At 43.6% G+C, this 20,251-nt stretch carries 19 protein-coding genes and 1 rRNA gene; all 20 read left to right on the top strand.

Annotated elements, in window-relative coordinates; genetic code table 11:
* Positions 1–172 precede the first annotated feature (172 nt).
* The gene (gene spoIIE / locus KHQ79_RS04750) at positions 173–2,656 is read left to right on the top strand and encodes a stage II sporulation protein E (protein WP_133489363.1); all 2,484 of its coding nucleotides are present in this window, start codon (positions 173–175) and stop codon (positions 2,654–2,656) included.
* A gap of 84 nt (positions 2,657–2,740) precedes the next feature.
* Complete coding sequence (locus tag KHQ79_RS04745) at positions 2,741–3,478, top strand: vWA domain-containing protein (RefSeq protein ID WP_003242107.1); 738 nt, start codon at positions 2,741–2,743, stop codon at positions 3,476–3,478.
* The gene (prkT, locus tag KHQ79_RS04740; RefSeq protein WP_225514282.1) at positions 3,444–4,460 is read left to right on the top strand and encodes a protein kinase domain-containing protein; all 1,017 of its coding nucleotides are present in this window, start codon (positions 3,444–3,446) and stop codon (positions 4,458–4,460) included. Before KHQ79_RS04745 ends, prkT begins: the two co-directional genes overlap by 35 nt.
* 103 nt (positions 4,461–4,563) lie before the next feature.
* On the top strand, positions 4,564–5,982 hold the full coding sequence (tilS, locus tag KHQ79_RS04735) for a tRNA lysidine(34) synthetase TilS (protein ID WP_003242103.1): 1,419 nt from the start codon (positions 4,564–4,566) through the stop codon (positions 5,980–5,982).
* On the top strand, positions 5,979–6,521 hold the full coding sequence (hpt, locus tag KHQ79_RS04730) for a hypoxanthine phosphoribosyltransferase (protein WP_003218388.1): 543 nt from the start codon (positions 5,979–5,981) through the stop codon (positions 6,519–6,521). The genes tilS and hpt overlap by 4 nt, the downstream gene beginning before the upstream one ends.
* Before the next feature lie 97 nt (positions 6,522–6,618).
* Positions 6,619–8,532 carry an ATP-dependent zinc metalloprotease FtsH gene (ftsH, locus tag KHQ79_RS04725; RefSeq protein ID WP_003242099.1) on the top strand — a complete coding sequence of 638 codons (1,914 nt, stop codon included), beginning with the start codon at positions 6,619–6,621 and terminating at the stop codon, positions 8,530–8,532.
* A gap of 191 nt (positions 8,533–8,723) precedes the next feature.
* Positions 8,724–9,500, top strand: coding sequence for a type III pantothenate kinase (locus KHQ79_RS04720; RefSeq protein WP_003242097.1), 777 nt, complete (start codon positions 8,724–8,726; stop codon positions 9,498–9,500).
* Between the two features lie 11 nt (positions 9,501–9,511).
* The gene (gene hslO / locus KHQ79_RS04715; RefSeq protein WP_003242095.1) at positions 9,512–10,387 is read left to right on the top strand and encodes a redox-regulated molecular chaperone HslO; all 876 of its coding nucleotides are present in this window, start codon (positions 9,512–9,514) and stop codon (positions 10,385–10,387) included.
* 48 nt (positions 10,388–10,435) lie between these two features.
* On the top strand, positions 10,436–11,329 hold the full coding sequence (locus tag KHQ79_RS04710) for a peptidyl-prolyl cis-trans isomerase (RefSeq protein ID WP_060397779.1): 894 nt from the start codon (positions 10,436–10,438) through the stop codon (positions 11,327–11,329).
* Between the two features lie 75 nt (positions 11,330–11,404).
* Complete coding sequence (gene cysK, locus KHQ79_RS04705; RefSeq protein WP_225514281.1) at positions 11,405–12,328, top strand: cysteine synthase A; 924 nt, start codon at positions 11,405–11,407, stop codon at positions 12,326–12,328.
* Positions 12,329–12,491: 163 nt separating this feature from the next.
* Positions 12,492–13,904, top strand: a complete 1,413-nt coding sequence (locus KHQ79_RS04700; protein ID WP_084995333.1) for an anthranilate synthase component I family protein — start codon at positions 12,492–12,494, stop codon at positions 13,902–13,904.
* Between the two features lie 13 nt (positions 13,905–13,917).
* On the top strand, positions 13,918–14,502 hold the full coding sequence (pabA, locus tag KHQ79_RS04695; protein WP_225514280.1) for an aminodeoxychorismate/anthranilate synthase component II: 585 nt from the start codon (positions 13,918–13,920) through the stop codon (positions 14,500–14,502).
* On the top strand, positions 14,502–15,383 hold the full coding sequence (pabC, locus tag KHQ79_RS04690) for an aminodeoxychorismate lyase (RefSeq protein WP_225514291.1): 882 nt from the start codon (positions 14,502–14,504) through the stop codon (positions 15,381–15,383). The genes pabA and pabC overlap by 1 nt, the downstream gene beginning before the upstream one ends.
* The gene (folP, locus tag KHQ79_RS04685; RefSeq protein WP_225514279.1) at positions 15,365–16,222 is read left to right on the top strand and encodes a dihydropteroate synthase; all 858 of its coding nucleotides are present in this window, start codon (positions 15,365–15,367) and stop codon (positions 16,220–16,222) included. The genes pabC and folP overlap by 19 nt, the downstream gene beginning before the upstream one ends.
* Positions 16,215–16,577: a dihydroneopterin aldolase gene (folB, locus tag KHQ79_RS04680; protein WP_225514278.1), complete on the top strand. Its 363-nt coding sequence runs from the start codon at positions 16,215–16,217 to the stop codon at positions 16,575–16,577. The genes folP and folB overlap by 8 nt, the downstream gene beginning before the upstream one ends.
* Complete coding sequence (folK, locus tag KHQ79_RS04675) at positions 16,574–17,077, top strand: 2-amino-4-hydroxy-6-hydroxymethyldihydropteridine diphosphokinase (protein WP_225514277.1); 504 nt, start codon at positions 16,574–16,576, stop codon at positions 17,075–17,077. The genes folB and folK overlap by 4 nt, the downstream gene beginning before the upstream one ends.
* On the top strand, positions 17,029–17,247 hold the full coding sequence (locus KHQ79_RS04670; RefSeq protein ID WP_003242076.1) for a helix-turn-helix domain-containing protein: 219 nt from the start codon (positions 17,029–17,031) through the stop codon (positions 17,245–17,247). The genes folK and KHQ79_RS04670 overlap by 49 nt, the downstream gene beginning before the upstream one ends.
* A gap of 12 nt (positions 17,248–17,259) precedes the next feature.
* The gene (gene dusB, locus KHQ79_RS04665) at positions 17,260–18,261 is read left to right on the top strand and encodes a tRNA dihydrouridine synthase DusB (RefSeq protein ID WP_003242073.1); all 1,002 of its coding nucleotides are present in this window, start codon (positions 17,260–17,262) and stop codon (positions 18,259–18,261) included.
* Between the two features lie 91 nt (positions 18,262–18,352).
* A complete protein-coding gene (gene lysS, locus KHQ79_RS04660; protein WP_225514276.1) occupies positions 18,353–19,852 on the top strand; it encodes a lysine--tRNA ligase in 1,500 nt (499 codons plus the stop codon).
* 313 nt (positions 19,853–20,165) lie between these two features.
* Positions 20,166–20,251: ribosomal RNA gene (locus KHQ79_RS04655) — 16S ribosomal RNA — on the top strand; the annotation flags it as partial.

The following is a 20,251-nucleotide window of genomic DNA, read 5'->3' as shown; positions in this document are numbered from 1 at the left end:
AGCCGATTTTTTTCATTTTTAGACAACATTCCAGAAATTCTTTTGATAACCGAATATCAAGGCAGAAACCGTCGAAGGTTTCTTTGGTATTGTTACCTTCTTTTGACAAAATCCTATCTGTGCTTTCGCTATAATGACAGGCAACGAATATAACAGGTGGGAGATGAGAGGAATGGAAAAAGCAGAAAGAAGAGTGAACGGGCCAATGGCGGGACAAGCTTTGGAAAAACTCCAATCGTTTTTTAACAGGGGCACGAAGCTGGTGACTCATCATTTGCATTCACTGTTTTTCTATAAAGGATTCATTTATGTCGTCATCGGATTTTTGCTTGGACGGGCTTTCATATTATCCGAGGTGCTTCCTTTTGCACTTCCTTTCTTTGGGGCGATGCTCCTCATCAGAAGAGACAAGGCGCTTTATGCGGTTTTGGCTGTGCTTGCAGGTGCGCTGACCATTTCTCCGAAGCACTCATTGCTCATACTAGCGGCATTGCTGGCATTCTTCGTATTTTCTAAAGTGGCCGCCTTCATCACCGACGATCGCGTGAAAGCACTCCCGATTGTCGTGTTTTTCTCCATGGCTGCAGCAAGAGCTGGATTTGTTTACGCTCAAAATGGCACGTTTACAACCTATGATTATGTGATGGCTGTTGTAGAAGCCGGACTATCCTTTATTTTGACGCTGATTTTCCTTCAGAGCCTTCCGATTTTCACTGTGAAAAAAGTAAAACAATCTTTAAAAATAGAAGAAATCATTTGCTTTATGATACTTATTGCTTCCGTTTTGACGGGGCTTGCGGGCTTGTCCTACCAAGGGATGCAGGCAGAGCATATACTGGCTCGTTATGTTGTATTGAGTTTTTCCTTTATTGGCGGAGCAAGCATTGGCTGTACAGTTGGTGTCGTGACCGGTCTGATTCTTGGCTTGGCGAATATCGGAAATCTTTATCAAATGAGTTTGCTCGCTTTTTCCGGTTTATTAGGCGGTTTACTGAAGGAAGGGAAAAAAGCGGGCGCAGCAATCGGACTGATCGTTGGATCACTTCTTATTTCTTTATATGGTGAAGGCTCTGCCGGTCTGATGACAACGCTCTATGAGTCATTAATCGCAGTCGGCCTGTTTTTGCTTACACCTCAATCAATTACTAAAAAAGTGGCGAGATATATTCCGGGAACTGTGGAGCATCTTCAAGAGCAGCAGCAATATGCAAGGAAAATCAGAGATGTCACTGCTCAGAAAGTAGACCAGTTCTCCAATGTATTTCACGCGCTGTCTGAAAGCTTTGCAACCTTTTATCAAGCATCAGACGAACAGACAGATGACAGCGAAGTTGATCTGTTTTTAAGCAAGATCACGGAGCATTCCTGTCAGACGTGCTACAAGAAAAACAGGTGCTGGGTACAGAACTTTGATAAAACATATGACTTAATGAAACAAGTTATGCTTGAAACAGAAGAAAAAGAATATGCATCAAACCGAAGGCTGAAAAAAGAGTTTCATCAGCATTGCTCTAAATCAAAGCAGGTTGAAGAGCTGATTGAGGATGAACTCGCACATCATCATGCCCATTTGACGCTTAAGAAAAAAGTCCAAGACAGCAGGCGTCTTGTTGCTGAACAGCTTTTAGGTGTTTCTGAAGTCATGGCAGACTTTTCTCGGGAAATAAAAAGAGAGCGAGAACAGCACTTTCTGCAGGAAGAGCAAATCATAGAGGCCCTTCAGCATTTCGGAATCGAGATTCAGCATGTGGAGATATATAGTCTTGAACAAGGAAATATCGATATCGAAATGACCATTCCGTTCAGCGGACATGGAGAAAGTGAAAAAATCATTGCCCCTATGCTTTCTGACATTCTCGAAGAACAAATTCTTGTGAAAGCTGAACAGCACTCTCCGCATCCGAGTGGATACAGTCATGTTGCCTTTGGGTCAACCAAATCATACAGGGTGTCTACAGGTGCGGCTCACGCTGCGAAGGGCGGCGGCCTTGTCTCGGGCGACAGCTACAGCATGATGGAGCTAGGAGCTAGAAAATATGCTGCGGCAATCAGTGATGGAATGGGCAATGGCGCAAGGGCGCACTTCGAAAGCAATGAAACGATCAAGCTTCTTGAGAAAATCCTTGAATCGGGCATTGATGAAAAAATAGCAATTAAAACGATCAACAGTATACTGTCCCTAAGGACAACTGATGAGATATATTCCACGCTTGACCTATCTATTATCGATCTTCAAGATGCCAGCTGTAAATTTTTGAAGGTCGGATCGACGCCTAGCTTTATCAAACGGGGAGACCAGGTAATGAAAGTTCAAGCGAGCAATCTGCCAATCGGTATAATTAATGAATTTGATGTGGAGGTTGTGAGTGAGCAGCTGAAAGCGGGTGACCTCTTGATTATGATGAGTGACGGCATTTTTGAGGGGCCTAAGCATGTAGAAAATCATGACTTATGGATGAAACGAAAAATGAAAGGATTAAAAACAAATGACCCGCAGGAGATTGCTGATTTGCTCATGGAGGAAGTCATCCGCACGAGATCCGGCCAAATTGAAGATGACATGACAGTTGTTGTCGTCCGGATTGACCACAACACACCGAAGTGGGCATCCATTCCTGTTCCGGCAATCTTTCAAACTAAACAAGAAATTTCATAACGCTTCCGTATAAATCAAATTTCTTCTGGCGAAGATGGGAATATAGGAATCTGAGAATCCTCGTATTCTCCAGGAGGAATGAATGTGAATAACGGACATTTAAATCAAATTTTGCTGATAACGGATGGCTGCTCGAATCATGGGGAAGACCCGCTTGCAATGGCTGCTTTTGCTAAAGAGCAGGGGATTACGGTAAATGTCATAGGTATAATGGAAGAAAACCAAATTGACCCTGAGGCAATGAAGGAAGTCGAAGGGATTGCGCTTGCCGGAGGCGGCGTGCATCAGGTCGTTTATGCATCTCAGCTTTCGCAAACCGTTCAGATGGTAACAAAAAAAGCAATGACGCAAACCTTACAAGGGGTAGTCAATCAAGAGCTGAAACAGATTCTCGGAAAGAATGTGGAAATGGAGGAGCTTTCTCCGGAAAAACGCGGCGAAGTCATGGAAGTGGTAGACGAGCTTGGAGAAACGGTGCATCTTCAGGTTTTGGTTCTTGTTGATACAAGCGCAAGTATGGCGCCTAAGCTCCCTACAGTAAAAGAGGCGCTGATTGATTTGTCTGTCAGTCTCAATTCCCGAATCGGGAATAACGAATTTGCGATGTGTATATTTCCCGGGAAAAAACAAGAGGTCGAGCTTGTGCTGAACTGGACACCGAAGCTGCAATCTCTTTCCACTCTCTTTGCAAAGCTTTCGACAGGCGGCATCACGCCAACAGGTCCGGCGATACGTGAAGCGACAATGCAATTTGAAAAAATCCGCTCAAGAAGGAGCATGCTGGCAGATGATGAACGACGCTTTGACGAGTTTGGCATGTAGCCTCAAGCCGGGTACGACAATCAAAGGCAAGTGGAATGGAAACACTTATACATTGCGTAAACAGCTTGGAAAAGGGGCCAATGGAATTGTGTATTTGGCAGAAGCATCAGATGGACATGTTGCCTTAAAGGTGAGTGATGACAGCCTGTCTATTACTTCTGAAGTGAATGTCTTGAAATCTTTCTCAAAGGCCCAGTCCGTTACGATGGGGCCTTCTTTTTTTGATACGGATGATGCCTATATTCCCAGTGCCAATACGAAAGTTTCATTTTATGCAATGGAATACATAAAAGGCCCGCTGCTTTTGAAGTATGTCAGTGATAAAGGAGCAGAATGGATACCGGTATTGATGATTCAGCTGTTATCCAGCTTATCTGTACTTCACCAGCAAGGATGGATATTCGGCGATCTTAAACCTGATAATCTGATTGTAACCGGTCCACCCGCAAGAATCCGCTGCATTGATGTAGGCGGCACGACAAAGGAAGGTCGGGCGATAAAAGAGTATACGGAGTTTTACGACAGAGGCTATTGGGGGTATGGAACAAGAAAAGCAGAGCCATCCTATGATCTGTTCGCAGTTGCCATGATTATGATCAACAGTGTGCATAAAAAAGAATTCAAGAAAACAAACCAGCCTAAGGAACAGCTTAGGTCTCTAATCGAAGGAAACCCGCTGCTGCAAAAGTATAAAAAAGTGCTTTTGTCAGCATTGAACGGAGATTATCAATCCGCAGATGAAATGAAGAAGGATATGCTCGACGCGGGGCAAAAGGCAGTACAAAGAAAACAAGCTGCAAAAGCACCACCGCAGCCTGCTACAAGACAAAGACAGCAGAAACCGCGCCAGGGAAAAGTAACGAAGACTCGATACGCCCCTAAACAAAAGGCGGCTAAGTCGGGCGGATTATTTGAAACAACGCTTATCGTGATCAGCGTTTTAGCGCTTTATTTCGCCTACATTATCTTTTTCTTAATCTGAATGGCACAAACTGCAAAGCCTATGCTTCTTCTTTGCTTGGAAGGATTGAAAGTGATAGGATATGAATATCTTTAAAATACCTGCTCATTGTGAGGAGGACATTGTGAAAAGTGTCAAAGATTTTTTTAGCAAACATCATCTTGCATTAAAAGGGGCGACAATCATTGTAGGCGTTTCCGGCGGTCCGGACTCAATGGCTCTTCTTCACGCGCTGCATACGTTATGCGGCCGTTCAGCAAATATTATTGCGGCTCACGTTGACCATCGGTTCAGGGGCACGGAATCCGAGGAGGACATGCGTTTTGTCCAAGCTTATTGTAAGGCTGAACAGCTCGCATGCGAAACGGCTCAAATCAATGTAACCGCTTATGCAGAGGAAAAAGGTCTCAATAAGCAGGCTGCAGCACGTGATTGCCGCTATCAGTTTTTTGAGGAAATCATGTTGAAGCATCAAGCGGACTATCTGGCGCTTGCGCATCATGGTGATGACCAAGTTGAAACGATGCTTATGAGACTGGCTAAGGGCACGCTTGGAGCAGGACTTGCAGGAATGCAGCCGGTCAGACGTTTTGGGACAGGGCGGATCATCAGGCCGTTCTTAACCATTACAAAGGAAGAGATCCTTCACTATTGCCGTGAAAACGGCTTGAGCTACCGGACGGATGAAAGCAACGCTAAAGATGATTACACAAGAAACAGGTTCAGAAAAACAGTGCTACCATTTTTGAAACAGGAATCACCGGATGTGCATAAAAGGTTTCAGAAAGTGAGTGAGGCACTGACGGAAGATGAGCAATTCTTACAGTCATTAACGAAAGACGAAATGAATAAAGTAATCACAAGCCAGTCTAATACATCAGTTGAAATCAATTCCTCTCAATTGCTTGCCCTCCCGATGCCTTTACAAAGAAGAGGAGTTCAACTAATATTAAACTATCTTTATGAAAACGTTCCATCATCCTTTTCAGCTCATCATATTCAGCAGTTTCTTGATTGGGCGGAAAAGGGCAGTCCTTCAGGAGTATTGGACTTTCCAAAAGGGCTGAAGGTGGTCAAATCATATCAGACATGTTTGTTTACATTTGAACAATGGCAGTGCAAAAATGTTCCCTTTGAATACCAAATAAGCGGAGCTGCTGATGAAACGGCAGTGCTCCCCAATGGATTTCTGATAGAGGCAAAGCATTATGCGGATTTGCCTGAAGAACATGGGAATGCTGTTTTTATTACAAGTGAAAAAAAGGTGCGATTTCCCTTAACGATCCGGACAAGAAAAGCTGGAGACCGGATCAAACTAAAAGGGATGAACGGCTCGAAAAAGGTAAAGGATATATTTATTGATAAGAAATTGCCTCTCCGAGAAAGAGACAACTGGCCGATTGTAACGGATGCAAGCGGTGAAATTATCTGGATACCGGGCTTGAAAAAATCAATTTTTGAAGATCTTGTGATTCCAAACAGCGACCGCATTGTATTACAATATAGACAGCATGAAAAGTGTAGGGGGCAAGCAAAATCATGATGAAACATGATATCGAGAAAGTACTGATCTCAGAGGAAGAGATACAAGAGAAAGTAAAAGAGTTAGGCACAGAATTAACGAGCGAGTATCAAGATACATTTCCGTTGGCAATCGGTGTGTTAAAAGGAGCACTTCCTTTTATGGCGGATCTTATCAAGCATATTGATACATATTTGGAAATGGATTTCATGGATGTATCAAGCTACGGAAATTCTACGGTTTCTTCTGGAGAAGTAAAAATCATTAAAGATTTGGATACATCTGTAGAGGGCCGGGACATCTTAATTATTGAAGATATCATCGACAGTGGGTTAACCTTAAGTTATCTAGTAGAGCTCTTCCGATACCGTAAAGCAAAATCAATTAAGATTGTTACCCTTTTGGATAAACCGAGCGGAAGAAAAGCAGACATCAAAGCAGACTTTGTAGGCTTTGAAGTTCCTGACGCGTTTGTAGTGGGTTACGGACTTGATTATGCTGAGCGCTATCGCAATCTGCCTTATATCGGAGTGTTAAAACCGGCAGTTTATGAAAGCTGATCGGCAGCCTGCTTCCGAGATGGTTATTGTTTGTATTGGAATGATTTTCTATGGTACTATTGAACATAGTTGTGCTTACTGTGGGAGGAGGTAAGGAATGAATCGGGTCTTCCGTAATACCATTTTTTATTTACTTATTTTATTAGTAGTAATCGGGGTTGTGAGCTACTTCCAGACCTCAAATCCGAAAACAGAAAATATGTCGTACAGTACGTTTATCAAAAACCTGGATGACGGGAAAGTTGATAGCGTATCGGTTCAGCCTGTCAGAGGTGTTTATGAGGTAAAAGGACAGCTGAAAAATTACGACAAAGATCAATACTTTTTGACTCATGTTCCTGAAGGAAAGGGAGCAGACCAGATATTTAATGCTTTGAAAAAGACAGACGTAAAGGTTGAGCCCGCTCAAGAAACAAGCGGATGGGTGACGTTCCTGACGACCATCATCCCTTTTGTCATTATCTTTATTCTGTTTTTCTTCCTGCTCAATCAGGCTCAAGGCGGTGGCAGCCGTGTCATGAACTTTGGTAAGAGCAAGGCGAAGCTGTATACAGAGGAAAAGAAACGTGTCAAATTTAAAGACGTTGCAGGGGCTGACGAAGAAAAACAAGAACTCGTTGAAGTTGTTGAGTTTCTTAAAGATCCCCGCAAGTTTGCCGAGCTTGGCGCAAGAATACCTAAAGGCGTGCTTTTAGTCGGACCTCCGGGTACCGGTAAAACATTGCTGGCAAAAGCTTGTGCAGGTGAAGCTGGCGTTCCTTTCTTCAGCATCAGCGGATCTGATTTCGTTGAGATGTTTGTAGGTGTCGGTGCTTCCCGTGTACGTGACTTGTTTGAAAATGCGAAAAAGAATGCGCCTTGTTTGATCTTCATTGACGAAATTGACGCAGTCGGACGCCAGCGTGGAGCGGGTCTCGGCGGCGGACACGATGAACGTGAACAGACGCTTAACCAATTGCTTGTTGAAATGGACGGATTCAGCGCCAATGAAGGAATCATCATCATTGCTGCGACGAACCGTGCGGACATCTTGGACCCAGCCTTACTTCGTCCGGGACGTTTTGACCGTCAGATCACAGTGGACCGCCCAGATGTCATTGGCCGTGAAGCTGTATTGAAAGTCCATGCGAGAAACAAACCGCTGGATGAAACGGTTAACCTGAAATCAATTGCCATGAGAACACCAGGCTTCTCAGGCGCGGACTTAGAAAATCTATTGAATGAAGCTGCTCTTGTGGCGGCTCGTCAAAACAAGAAAAAAATCGATGCGCGTGATATTGACGAAGCGACGGACCGTGTCATTGCCGGACCTGCTAAGAAGAGCCGCGTCATCTCCAAGAAAGAACGCAATATCGTGGCTTATCACGAAGGCGGACACACCGTTATCGGACTCGTTTTAGATGAGGCTGATATGGTTCATAAAGTAACGATTGTTCCTCGGGGCCAGGCTGGCGGTTATGCAGTTATGCTTCCAAGAGAAGACCGTTACTTCCAGACAAAGCCGGAACTGCTTGATAAAATTGTCGGTCTCTTGGGCGGACGTGTCGCTGAAGAAATTATCTTCGGTGAAGTCAGCACAGGAGCGCACAATGACTTCCAGCGTGCGACGAATATTGCAAGACGAATGGTTACAGAATTCGGTATGTCAGAAAAACTGGGACCGTTGCAATTTGGACAGTCTCAGGGTGGTCAGGTATTCTTAGGCCGTGATTTCAACAATGAACAAAACTACAGTGATCAAATCGCTTACGAAATTGATCAGGAAATTCAGCGCATCATCAAAGAATGTTATGAGCGTGCGAAACAAATCCTGACTGAAAATCGTGACAAGCTTGAATTGATTGCTCAAACGCTTCTGAAAGTTGAAACACTTGACGCTGAACAAATCAAACACCTTGTTGATCATGGAACATTGCCTGAACGCAATTTCTCTGATGATGAAAAGAACGATGATGTGAAAGTAAACATTCTGACAAAAACAGAAGAAAAGAAAGACGATACAAAAGAGTAATTCGCTTTCTATCTAAAAACTGCCGGCTGACGCTGGCAGTTTTTTTTGTGTAAATCATGCCTCGGCAGCCGCTTTTGCAATCATCCAATTCTGATATCGATTTGTTTACAAATGAGCCGCTGATCGTGTATGGTATTGTAGAATGTTTGTAAAAGTAATATAGAGAAACTATTCAAAAGTGGTGATAGAGGTTGTTACTGGTTATTGATGTGGGGAACACCAATACTGTACTTGGTGTATATCATGAGGGAAAATTAGAATATCACTGGCGTATAGAAACAAGCAGGCATAAAACAGAAGATGAGTTTGGGATGATTTTACGCTCTTTATTCGAGCACTCTGGGCTCATGTTTGAACAGATAGATGGCATTATTATTTCATCAGTAGTGCCGCCAATTATGTTTGCATTAGAAAGAATGTGCACAAAATACTTTCATATCGAACCGCAAATTGTCGGTCCGGGTATGAAAACCGGTTTAAATATAAAATATGACAATCCGAAAGAAGTGGGAGCAGACAGAATCGTAAATGCTGTCGCTGCGATACACTTATACGGCAATCCATTAATTGTTGTCGATTTCGGAACTGCCACAACATACTGCTATATTGATGAAAACAAACAATACATGGGCGGAGCGATTGCTCCTGGGATTACGATTTCGACAGAGGCGCTTTACTCGCGTGCGGCAAAGCTTCCGCGTATTGAAATCACCCGGCCTGACAATATTATCGGAAAAAACACTGTAAGCGCGATGCAATCTGGAATTTTATTTGGCTATGTCGGTCAAGTGGAAGGAATCGTCAAGCGAATGAAATGGCAGGCAAAACAGGAACCAAAGGTCATTGCGACAGGAGGCCTTGCGCCGCTCATTGCAAACGAATCAGATTGTATAGACATCGTTGATCCATTCTTAACCCTAAAAGGGCTGGAATTGATTTATGAACGAAACCGCGTAGGAAGTGTATAGGAGGTTTTGTAATGGATTATTTAGTAAAAGCACTTGCGTATGACGGAAAAGTTCGCGCTTATGCAGCGAGAACAACTGATATGGTAAGTGAGGGACAAAGACGCCATGGTACGTGGCCGACAGCATCCGCTGCACTGGGCCGCACAATGACAGCTTCGCTTATGCTCGGCGCTATGCTGAAGGGCGATGATAAGCTGACAGTGAAAATCGAAGGCGGAGGTCCGATCGGAGCAATTGTGGCTGATGCCAATGCAAAAGGGGAAGTCAGAGCATACGTCTCTAACCCGCAAGTTCATTTTGATTTAAATGAACAAGGCAAGCTTGATGTCAGACGTGCCGTTGGTACAAGCGGAACGTTAAGTGTCGTAAAAGATTTAGGGTTGCGCGAGTTCTTCACAGGACAAGTAGAAATTGTTTCAGGAGAATTGGGCGATGATTTCACCTACTATCTTGTGTCTTCGGAGCAGGTTCCTTCGTCGGTGGGCGTAGGTGTGCTCGTGAATCCTGACAATACCATTCTTGCGGCAGGAGGCTTTATTATTCAGCTTATGCCGGGAACAGACGATGAAACGATCACAAAAATTGAACAGCGTCTATCTCAAGTAGAGCCGATTTCTAAGCTCATCCAAAAAGGGCTTACACCAGAAGAAATTCTGGAAGAAGTCCTAGGCGAGAAGCCTGAGATTTTGGAAACGATGCCTGTCAGGTTCCATTGCCCTTGTTCAAAAGAACGTTTCGAAACAGCCATTTTAGGACTAGGCAAAAAAGAAATTCAAGATATGATAGAAGAAGATGGACAAGCCGAAGCAGTATGCCATTTTTGTAATGAAAAGTACTTATTTACAAAAGAAGAGCTGGAAGGGCTTCGTGACCAAACTACCCGCTAAGCTCTTTAGCGGGTTTTTTTAATTTGAGAAAAGGGGCTGAAAGCAGGTTTGAAATCAAGAACAATCTGGACCGTTATTTTAGGGGCGCTGTTGGTTTGCTGTATTGCTGTTGCATATACGCTGACGAAATCCCAGGCAGGCGCATCGCCGTCCGGTGAGTCTATTGCGACGATCGGAGGCAAAAGCGTGACAAGAGAAGAATGGCTGAAAGAAATGGAAGATCAATATGGAAAGTCGACACTTGAAGATATGATCAATGTCCGAGTCGTTGAGCAGCTCGCCAAAAAGAACGATCTCAAAGTGTCTAAAAGCGAAATTGATCGTGAGTTTTTGCTGATTAAAGCGGTCAACAATTCTTTTTACGAAGACGAACATACAACTGAGAAGGAGTGGAAAGACCAAATTCGTTATAATATCCTCCTTGAAGAGTTGTTAACAAGGGATATTGATATCTCAAACAGTGAAATGAAATCATTCTATAATAAAAATAAAGAACTGTATCAGTTTGATGATTCGTATCGAATTCGGCACATTGTTGTAAAAGATGAAGAAGAAGCGAGAGAAGTCTTGAAAGAACTTGAAGGCGGCTCAAGCTTTGAAGCTGTCGCAGCGGAAAGGTCTACAGACAGATATACATCGCCATATGGCGGAGATTTAGGTTTTGTCACAGAAGCATCAGACAACATTCCGTCAGCATACATTGAAGAAGCAAAAACACTCAATGAGGATGAATGGTCTGAAGAACCGATAAAGGTCAGTAACGGATATGCCGTGATTCAGCTGAAAGAAAAGCTAAAGGCAAGGACATTCTCATATGCTGAAGTAAAGGATCAGATCAGACGGCAAATCGCAATGGATCAGTTAGGCGATAAAGCTACAGTCAAAACGCTTTGGAAAGAAGCCGATGTATCTTGGTTTTATGGGGAAAAAAGTACTAAGTGATTGACAAAAAATTTTGAAATTGATAGATTATATACATAATACCAATACAAATAGTCGGAAATTGAGGTGTCGAGAATGGTACGTGTAGCAAACTCCATTACTGAATTAATTGGGAATACGCCAATCGTTAAATTAAATCGCTCAGATGAAAACAGTGCGGATGTATATCTAAAGCTTGAATACATGAACCCTGGAAGCAGTGTAAAAGACCGTATCGGTTTAGCCATGATTGAAGCCGCTGAAAAAGAAGGAAAATTAAAAGCCGGTGATACAATCATTGAACCGACAAGCGGAAATACTGGAATCGGGCTTGCGATGGTTGCAGCTGCTAAAGGATTAAAAGCCATTTTGGTTATGCCTGATACAATGAGCATGGAGCGCCGCAACCTTCTTCGCGCGTACGGTGCTGAGCTTGTGCTGACTCCTGGTGCGGAAGGCATGAAAGGCGCCATTAAGAAAGCGGAAGAGCTTGCTGAAAAGCACGGATACTTTGTGCCTCAGCAGTTTAACAACCCTTCTAACCCAGAAATCCACCGCCAAACAACGGGTAAAGAAATCGTTGAGCAATTCGGTGATGACCAGGTTGATGCATTTGTAGCCGGGATCGGAACAGGCGGAACGATTACAGGAGCGGGCGAAGTTCTGAAGGAAGCATACCCTTCTATCAAAATATACGCTGTTGAACCGTCAGACTCTCCAGTGCTTGCAGGAGGAAAACCAGGCCCCCACAAAATTCAGGGAATCGGAGCTGGATTTGTGCCGGACATCTTAAACACTGAAGTATACGATGAAATCTTCCCTGTGAAGAATGAAGAAGCATTTGAATATGCGCGCAGAGCTGCACGTGAAGAAGGAATTCTCGGAGGCATCTCATCAGGTGCGGCAATTTATGCTGCTCTTCAAGTAGCGAAAAAACTCGGAAAAGGCAAAAAAGTTTTGGCCATCATTCCAAGTAACGGCGAACGTTATCTGAGCACGCCGCTGTATCAATTCGATTAAAAAAGCAAAACTCCCGGTCCGCCGGGAGTTTTTTTATATTCGTGCATCAAATATGCCGTGTCTGCGACGAATGTTATTCTTGGAAGAGAAATTCACTTTTTTCACTAACAAGATTGCTTTACAATAAAAAACAAGCAAAAAAGAAAATAGAGGAATGATATAAATGGCACAACGCAGACCGGCAGGCAAAAAAGTACCTTTTCAAAAAGATTCATTCTTACAACAATTTGAGAAACTTGCGCAATCCAAAAAACAGCATGTACTGCTTGAAAGTGCAAGAGGCGGCAGATACACTATAGCCGGTCTTGATCCAATTGCGACTGTAAAAGGAAAAGACGGAATCACCACTATTAAGCATGGTGATGAGATGCTGTTTCAAGAAGGTGATCCATTACGTGCCTTCCACAGCTGGTTTAAAACGCTGGAAACAGAAACAGATCATGAGCTTCCGGATTTTCAAGGCGGGGCAATCGGTTTTCTCAGCTATGATTACGCACGTTACATTGAAAACTTTAAAATGCTCTCATTAGATGATCTGGAAACACCGGATATTTATTTTCTTGTTTTTGATGATATAGCAGTTTATGACCATCAAGAAGAGACTCTGTGGCTGATTACTCATGTTAATGGTTCTGATCAGGAATCTGCGGAGGTGAAGCTATCTGAGCTGGAGCGGATGTGGCTGACTGAGCTTCCTGCTGTCCCTTCGAGAGAGATGAAGCATGAAACAGAAGGTTCCTTCGCGGCACCATTTACTGAGGACGGATTCTCACAAGCTGTAGAGAAAATCAAACAATACATTGCCAGCGGAGATGTGTTTCAAGTCAATCTATCATTAAGACAGTCACAGTCACTGTCTGCCCATCCATATCAAATATACAAAACACTGAGAGAAGTAAATCCTTCTCCGTATATGGCCTATTTAGAAACACCTGATTTCCAAATCATTTGCGGATCACCTGAACTTCTTGTCAGCAAAAAGGGCAAACGATTAGAGACGAGACCGATTGCAGGCACTCGTTCCAGAGGGAAAACTGATGAAGAAGACGAGGCGCTCGCAAACGAATTGATCCACAATGAAAAAGAACGCGCTGAACATGTCATGCTGGTTGACCTTGAGCGAAATGATCTGGGAAGAGTATCACGTTACGGGTCTGTGCGCGTGAACGAATTCATGGCAATTGAAAAATACTCGCATGTGATGCACATTGTGTCTAACGTCCAAGGTGAATTACAGGATGGGTATGATGCTGTAGATATTATTCATGCTGTATTTCCCGGAGGAACCATTACAGGTGCTCCCAAAGTAAGAACGATGGAAATTATAGAAGAACTTGAGCCGACACGCCGCGGGCTTTATACTGGATCTATAGGATGGTTTGGATATAATCACGATCTGCAGTTTAATATCGTAATTCGAACCATTTATGCAACCGGAGGGCAGGCATTTATGCAATCCGGCGCAGGAGTTGTGATTGATTCTGTTCCAAAGCACGAATACAGAGAATCATTCAAAAAAGCTTTTGCGATGCAAAAGGCGTTAGAGCTGAGCAAAGAAGAGACAAAAATTAGATGAGGTGAGCGGAGAAATGATTTTAATGATTGATAACTACGATTCATTCACGTACAACTTGGTGCAGTATTTGGGCGAGCTTGGGGAAGAACTGATTGTGAAACGCAATGATGACATCACGATCGAAGAAATCGAAGAGCTTTCTCCTGATTTTCTGATGATATCACCTGGACCATGCAGTCCTGATGAGGCAGGGATCAGCCTTGAAGCAATTAAACATTTCGCAGGCAAAATTCCCATTTTTGGTGTATGCCTCGGACATCAGTCCATCGCACAAGTGTTTGGTGGTGACGTCGTTAGGGCAGAGCGGCTTATGCACGGGAAAACCTCTGATATCAAGCATGACGGCAAGACGATCTTCGAAGGACTGAAAAATCCCCTTGTCGCGACTCGTTACCACTCGCTGATCGTAAAACCTGAGACGCTGCCAAGCTGTTTTACAGTAACAGCACAAACGAAAGAAGGAGAAATCATGGCCATTCGCCACAATGACCTCCCGATAGAGGGCGTGCAATTTCACCCAGAGTCTATTATGACCTCCTTTGGGAAAGAAATGCTCAGAAATTTCATTGAGACATACCGCAAGGAAGCTATTGCGTGATGATATATGTTAACGGCCGGTATATAGAGGAGAAAGATGCAGTTCTTTCTCCTTTTGACCATGGATTTTTATATGGGATCGGTATTTTTGAAACCTTCAGGCTCTACGAAGGCTGCCCATTTTTGCTTGATTGGCATATAGAAAGGCTTGAACGTGCGCTTAAGGATCTGCAAATCGAATATACTGTTTCAAAGGATGAGATCCTCGAGATGCTGGACAAGCTGCTTTGGCTGAATGATATAAAGGATGGCAATGCGCGCGTCAGGCTGGACATATCAGCAGGATTCAGCGATAAAGGCTTTGTCGCCCAGACATACGATAAGCCGACTGTTTTATGCTTTGTGAACCAGCTGAAACCAGAAAGTCTTCCTTTGCAAAAAGAAGGAAAGGTATTATCGATACCGAGAAACACACCAGAGGGACCGTTCCGATTAAAATCTCATCATTATTTAAATAATATGTATGCGAAACGGGAAATCGGAAATGATCCGGGTGTCGAAGGGATTTTCTTAACTGAGGATGGAGCTGTTGCGGAGGGCATCATATCAAATGTTTTCTGGAGAAAAGGCAGCTGCATCTATACTCCATCGCTCGACACCGGCATTCTGGACGGTGTCACGAGACGTTTTGTCATGGAAAATGCAAAGAAAATAGGACTGGAACTCAAAACGGGCCGATACGAGCTCGAAGCTCTTTTGACAGCTGACGAAGCGTGGATGACGAACTCGGTTCTTGAGATCATCCCGTTTACTAAAATAGAAGCAGTAAACTATGCAGGCCAAAGCGGAGAAGCAGCCTCTGCTCTTCAAACGCTATACAAAAAAGAAATAAAGAACATGATTCATGAAAAGGGAGGAAGAGAATGGCGCAGCAAACGATAGACCAAACACAAGTAATCCACACCAAGCCCAGCGCTTTATCATATAAAGAGAAGACATTGGTGATGGGGATTTTAAACGTAACGCCTGACTCTTTCTCAGACGGCGGAAAATATGACAGCTTGGACAAGGCGCTGCTGCACGCGAAAGAGATGATCGATGACGGCGCTCATATCATTGATATCGGAGGAGAATCGACAAGGCCTGGCGCTGAGTATGTGTCAGAGGATGAGGAGATGTCCAGAGTGATTCCGGTAATTGAGCGGATCACAAAAGAATTAGGCGTCCCGATTTCTGTAGATACGTACAAGGCTTCTGTAGCAGATGAAGCTGTGAAAGCCGGCGCATCCATTATCAATGATATTTGGGGAGCGAAACATGATCCTAAGATGGCTTCCGTTGCAGCAGAACACAATGTTCCAATTGTTCTCATGCATAACCGTCCAGAGAGAAATTACAATGACTTATTGCCGGATATGCTGTCGGACTTAATGGAGAGTGTAAAAATCGCTGTTGAGGCCGGAGTAGAGGAGAAGAACATTATCCTTGACCCCGGTATCGGTTTTGCAAAAACCTATCACGATAATTTGGCAGTGATGAACAAACTTGAGATTTTCAGCGGACTGGAATATCCGGTTCTTCTCGCAACCTCCCGAAAAAGATTCATCGGACGTGTTCTGGATCTTCCGCCTGAAGAGCGGGCTGAGGGCACAGGTGCGACCGTGTGTCTCGGCATTCAAAAAGGCTGTGACATTGTCAGGGTCCATGACGTAAAACAAATTGCCAGAATGGCGAAAATGATGGACGCGATGCTGAATAAGGGAGGGGTGCACCATGGATAAAGTCTATGTAGAAGGCATGGAGTTTTACGGATACCACGGTGTGTTCAAAGAAGAAAATAAGCTTGGACAGCGGTTTAAAGTTGATTTAACCGCTGAGTTGGATTTAAGTAAAGCCGGACAAACAGACGACCTTGAGCAAACGATTAACTATGCTGAGCTCTATCACGTATGTAAAGATATCGTAGAAGGGGAGCCTGTGAAATTGGTGGAAACGCTGGCGGAACGTATTGCTGACACTGTGCTTAAGAAATTTGAGCCGGTGCAGCAATGTACTGTGAAAGTGATTAAGCCTGATCCGCCAATTCCCGGACACTATAAATCAGTAGCAATCGAAATCACGAGAAAAAAATCATGAACAACATAGCTTATATTGCACTCGGATCTAACATTGGAGATAGAGAAACGTATTTAAGGCAAGCAGTGGCATTACTGCACCAGCATGATGCGGTGACAGTCACTAAAGTGTCGTCCGTTTACGAAACTGACCCGGTCGGATACGAAGACCAAAATGAATTTTTGAATATGGCTGTTGAAATCAAGACGTCGCTGAATCCTTTTGAACTCCTTGAACTAACGCAGCATATAGAAAGTGACTTAGGCAGAACAAGGGAAGTAAGATGGGGACCGCGGACGGCAGACCTTGACATTTTGCTGTTTAATCGTGAAAATATTGAAACAGAGCAACTAATTGTTCCGCATCCGAGAATGTATGAGCGTTTGTTTGTCCTTGCACCGCTTGCGGAGATTTGCCCGCAGGTTGAAAAAGAGGCAACAAGCGCGGAAACAGACCAAGAAGGTGTAAGAGTATGGAAGCAGAAATCTGGGGTAGACGAATTCGTGCATTCAGAAAGCTGAAAGGTTATACTCAAGAAGGATTTGCAAAAGCATTAGGTATATCAGTTTCTATTCTCGGCGAAATTGAACGCGGAAACCGATTGCCGTCAGCTGCCATTATTCAAGGTGTAGCAGATGTTTTAAATATAAGCGCGGACGAATTAGCGCCGCCAGAAAAATATAACAAATGAAAGGAGGAAAAAATGTTTAAAATCGGTGATATTCAATTGAAAAACCGGGTTGTGCTTGCCCCAATGGCTGGTGTCTGCAACTCAGCATTCAGATTGACTGTCAAGGAATTCGGAGCTGGATTGGTATGTGCTGAAATGGTCAGTGATAAAGCGATCCTTTACAACAATGCAAAAACCATGGGTATGCTTTACATTGATGAACGTGAAAAACCGCTTAGCCTTCAAATTTTCGGTGGAAAAAAGGAAACCCTTGTGGAAGCGGCGAAGTTTGTAGATCAAAACACAACTGCTGACATTATTGATATTAATATGGGATGTCCTGTACCAAAGATTACAAAATGTGACGCGGGAGCGAAATGGCTTCTCGATCCAGATAAGATCTATGAAATGGTTTCTGCAGTAGTGGATGCCGTTGATAAACCAGTTACAGTGAAAATGAGAATGGGCTGGGATGAAGACCACATTTTTGCAGTGAAAAACGCACAAGCTGTAGAACGTGCGGGCGGAAAAGCAGTTGCACTTCACGGCCGCACAAGAGTGCAGATGTACGAAGGAACGGCAAACTGGGACATCATCAAAGAAGTAAAACAATCAGTATCGATTCCGGTTATCGGAAACGGCGATGTCAAGACGCCGCAGGATGCTAAGCGCATGCTTGAGGAAACAGGAGTAGACGGTGTTATGATCGGCCGCGCTGCACTGGGCAATCCGTGGATGATTTACCGTACGGTTCAATACCTCGAAACAGGCGAATTAAAAGAAGAGCCGCAAGTACGCGAAAAAATGGCGGTATGCAAACTGCATCTTGACCGCCTGATTAACTTAAAAGGTGAAAACGTAGCGGTAAGAGAAATGAGGAAACACGCTGCGTGGTATCTGAAAGGCGTAAAAGGCAATGCAAAGGTTCGTAATGAAATCAACCATTGCGAGACAAGAGAAGAGCTTGTACAGCTTTTAGATGCATTTACTGTTGAAGTTGAGGCAAAAGAGCTTCAAGACGCAAAAGTAGGATAATACTAACCTCTATTTGCTGCTCACTGCCAGTTTTGCGCTGGCAGTTTTTCTGCTTTTTGCATGAAACAATATCTGTAATGGAGTGATAACAATGAGTCAAGAAGAGCATAACCATGAAGAATTGAACGACCAGCTGCAAGTCAGACGCGATAAAATGAATCAGCTGAGAGATAACGGCATTGATCCGTTCGGCGCACGTTTTGAAAGAACTCATCAGTCTCAGGAAGTTATTTCGGCATATCAAGATCTAACCAAAGAAGAGTTAGAAGAAAAAGCAATTGAAGTCACAATCGCAGGCCGCATGATGACAAAACGCGGCAAAGGAAAAGCCGGCTTTGCGCATCTACAGGACTTAGAAGGCCAAATCCAAATCTACGTAAGAAAAGACAGTGTCGGTGACGACCAATATGAAATCTTCAAGTCTTCTGACCTCGGTGATCTTATCGGTGTAACCGGAAAAGTCTTCAAAACAAATGTAGGCGAATTGTCTGTTAAAGCCACTTCTTTTGAATTGCTGACAAAAGCGCTACGTCCGCTGCCTGACAAATACCATGGTTTAAAAGACGTTGAGCAGCGCTACCGTCAGCGCTACCTGGATCTTATCGTAAATCCAGACAGCAAACATACGTTCATTACACGCAGCAAGATCATTCAAGCTATGAGAAGATACCTTGATGATCATGGATACTTAGAAGTAGAAACACCAACAATGCACAGCATTCCTGGGGGAGCTTCTGCACGTCCGTTTATCACCCATCACAATGCGTTAGATATTCCGCTCTATATGCGTATTGCCATTGAACTGCACCTAAAACGCCTGATCGTCGGCGGTTTAGAAAAAGTATATGAAATCGGCCGTGTTTTCCGTAATGAAGGTGTCTCTACACGCCATAACCCTGAATTCACGATGATTGAGTTGTATGAAGCGTATGCAGACTATAAAGATATCATGAGCTTAACTGAAAACCTTGTTGCTCATATCGCCCAAGAAGTGCTTGGAACAACTATGATCCAATACGGGGATGAACAAATCGATCTTAAACCTGAGTGGAAAAGAATCCATATGGTTGACGCAGTCAAGGAAGCGACTGGTATTGATTTCTGGGAAGAGGTTACTGTTGAGCAGGCGCGCGAATATGCAAAAGAACATGGCGTAGAGATTAAAGACTCAATGACAGTAGGCCATATCATCAACGAGTTCTTCGAACAAAAAATTGAAGAAACGCTTATTCAGCCAACGTTTATTTACGGACATCCTGTAGAAATTTCTCCTTTAGCTAAGAAAAACCCAGAGGACCCGCGCTTCACAGACCGTTTTGAACTGTTTATCGTTGGCCGTGAACACGCAAACGCGTTTACAGAGCTGAATGATCCTATTGATCAAAGAGAACGCTTTGAAGCGCAATTAAAAGAGCGTGAAGCTGGTAACGATGAAGCTCATCTAATGGATGAAGATTTTGTTGAAGCTCTGGAATACGGTATGCCGCCAACAGGAGGCTTAGGCATCGGTATCGACCGTCTGGTTATGCTTCTGACGAATGCTCCTTCTATTCGCGATGTGCTGTTATTCCCGCAAATGAGACAACGCTAATAAAGAAGAGCGGCATCCTTTCTCTATGAAGGGATGCCGCTCTTTTTAAATTCCTAAGTATTTCTTCAAAAAAACTATTGCACTATTATTTACAAGGTGGTATATTATTATTCGTTGCCGCTAAACAAGGCGATAACGAAAAAAAGAACTTCAAAAAAGTTATTGACTTCACTGGTTCAACGAGTTATAATAATAAAGTCGCTTGAACGAAGTGAACAAAAATGATCTTTGAAAACTAAACAAGACAAAACGTACCTGTTAATTCATTTTTAAAATAAATCGCACAGCGATGTGCGTAGTCAGTCAAACTACTTTATCGGAGAGTTTGATCCTGGCTCAGGACGAACGCTGGCGGCGTGCCTAATACATGCAAGTCGAGCGGACAGATGGGAGCTTGCT

The organism is Bacillus sp. TSO22 (assembly GCF_020223595.1).
Lineage (GTDB): Bacteria > Bacillota > Bacilli > Bacillales > Bacillaceae > Bacillus > Bacillus inaquosorum.
This window is presented reverse-complemented; position numbering and strand designations above follow the sequence as displayed.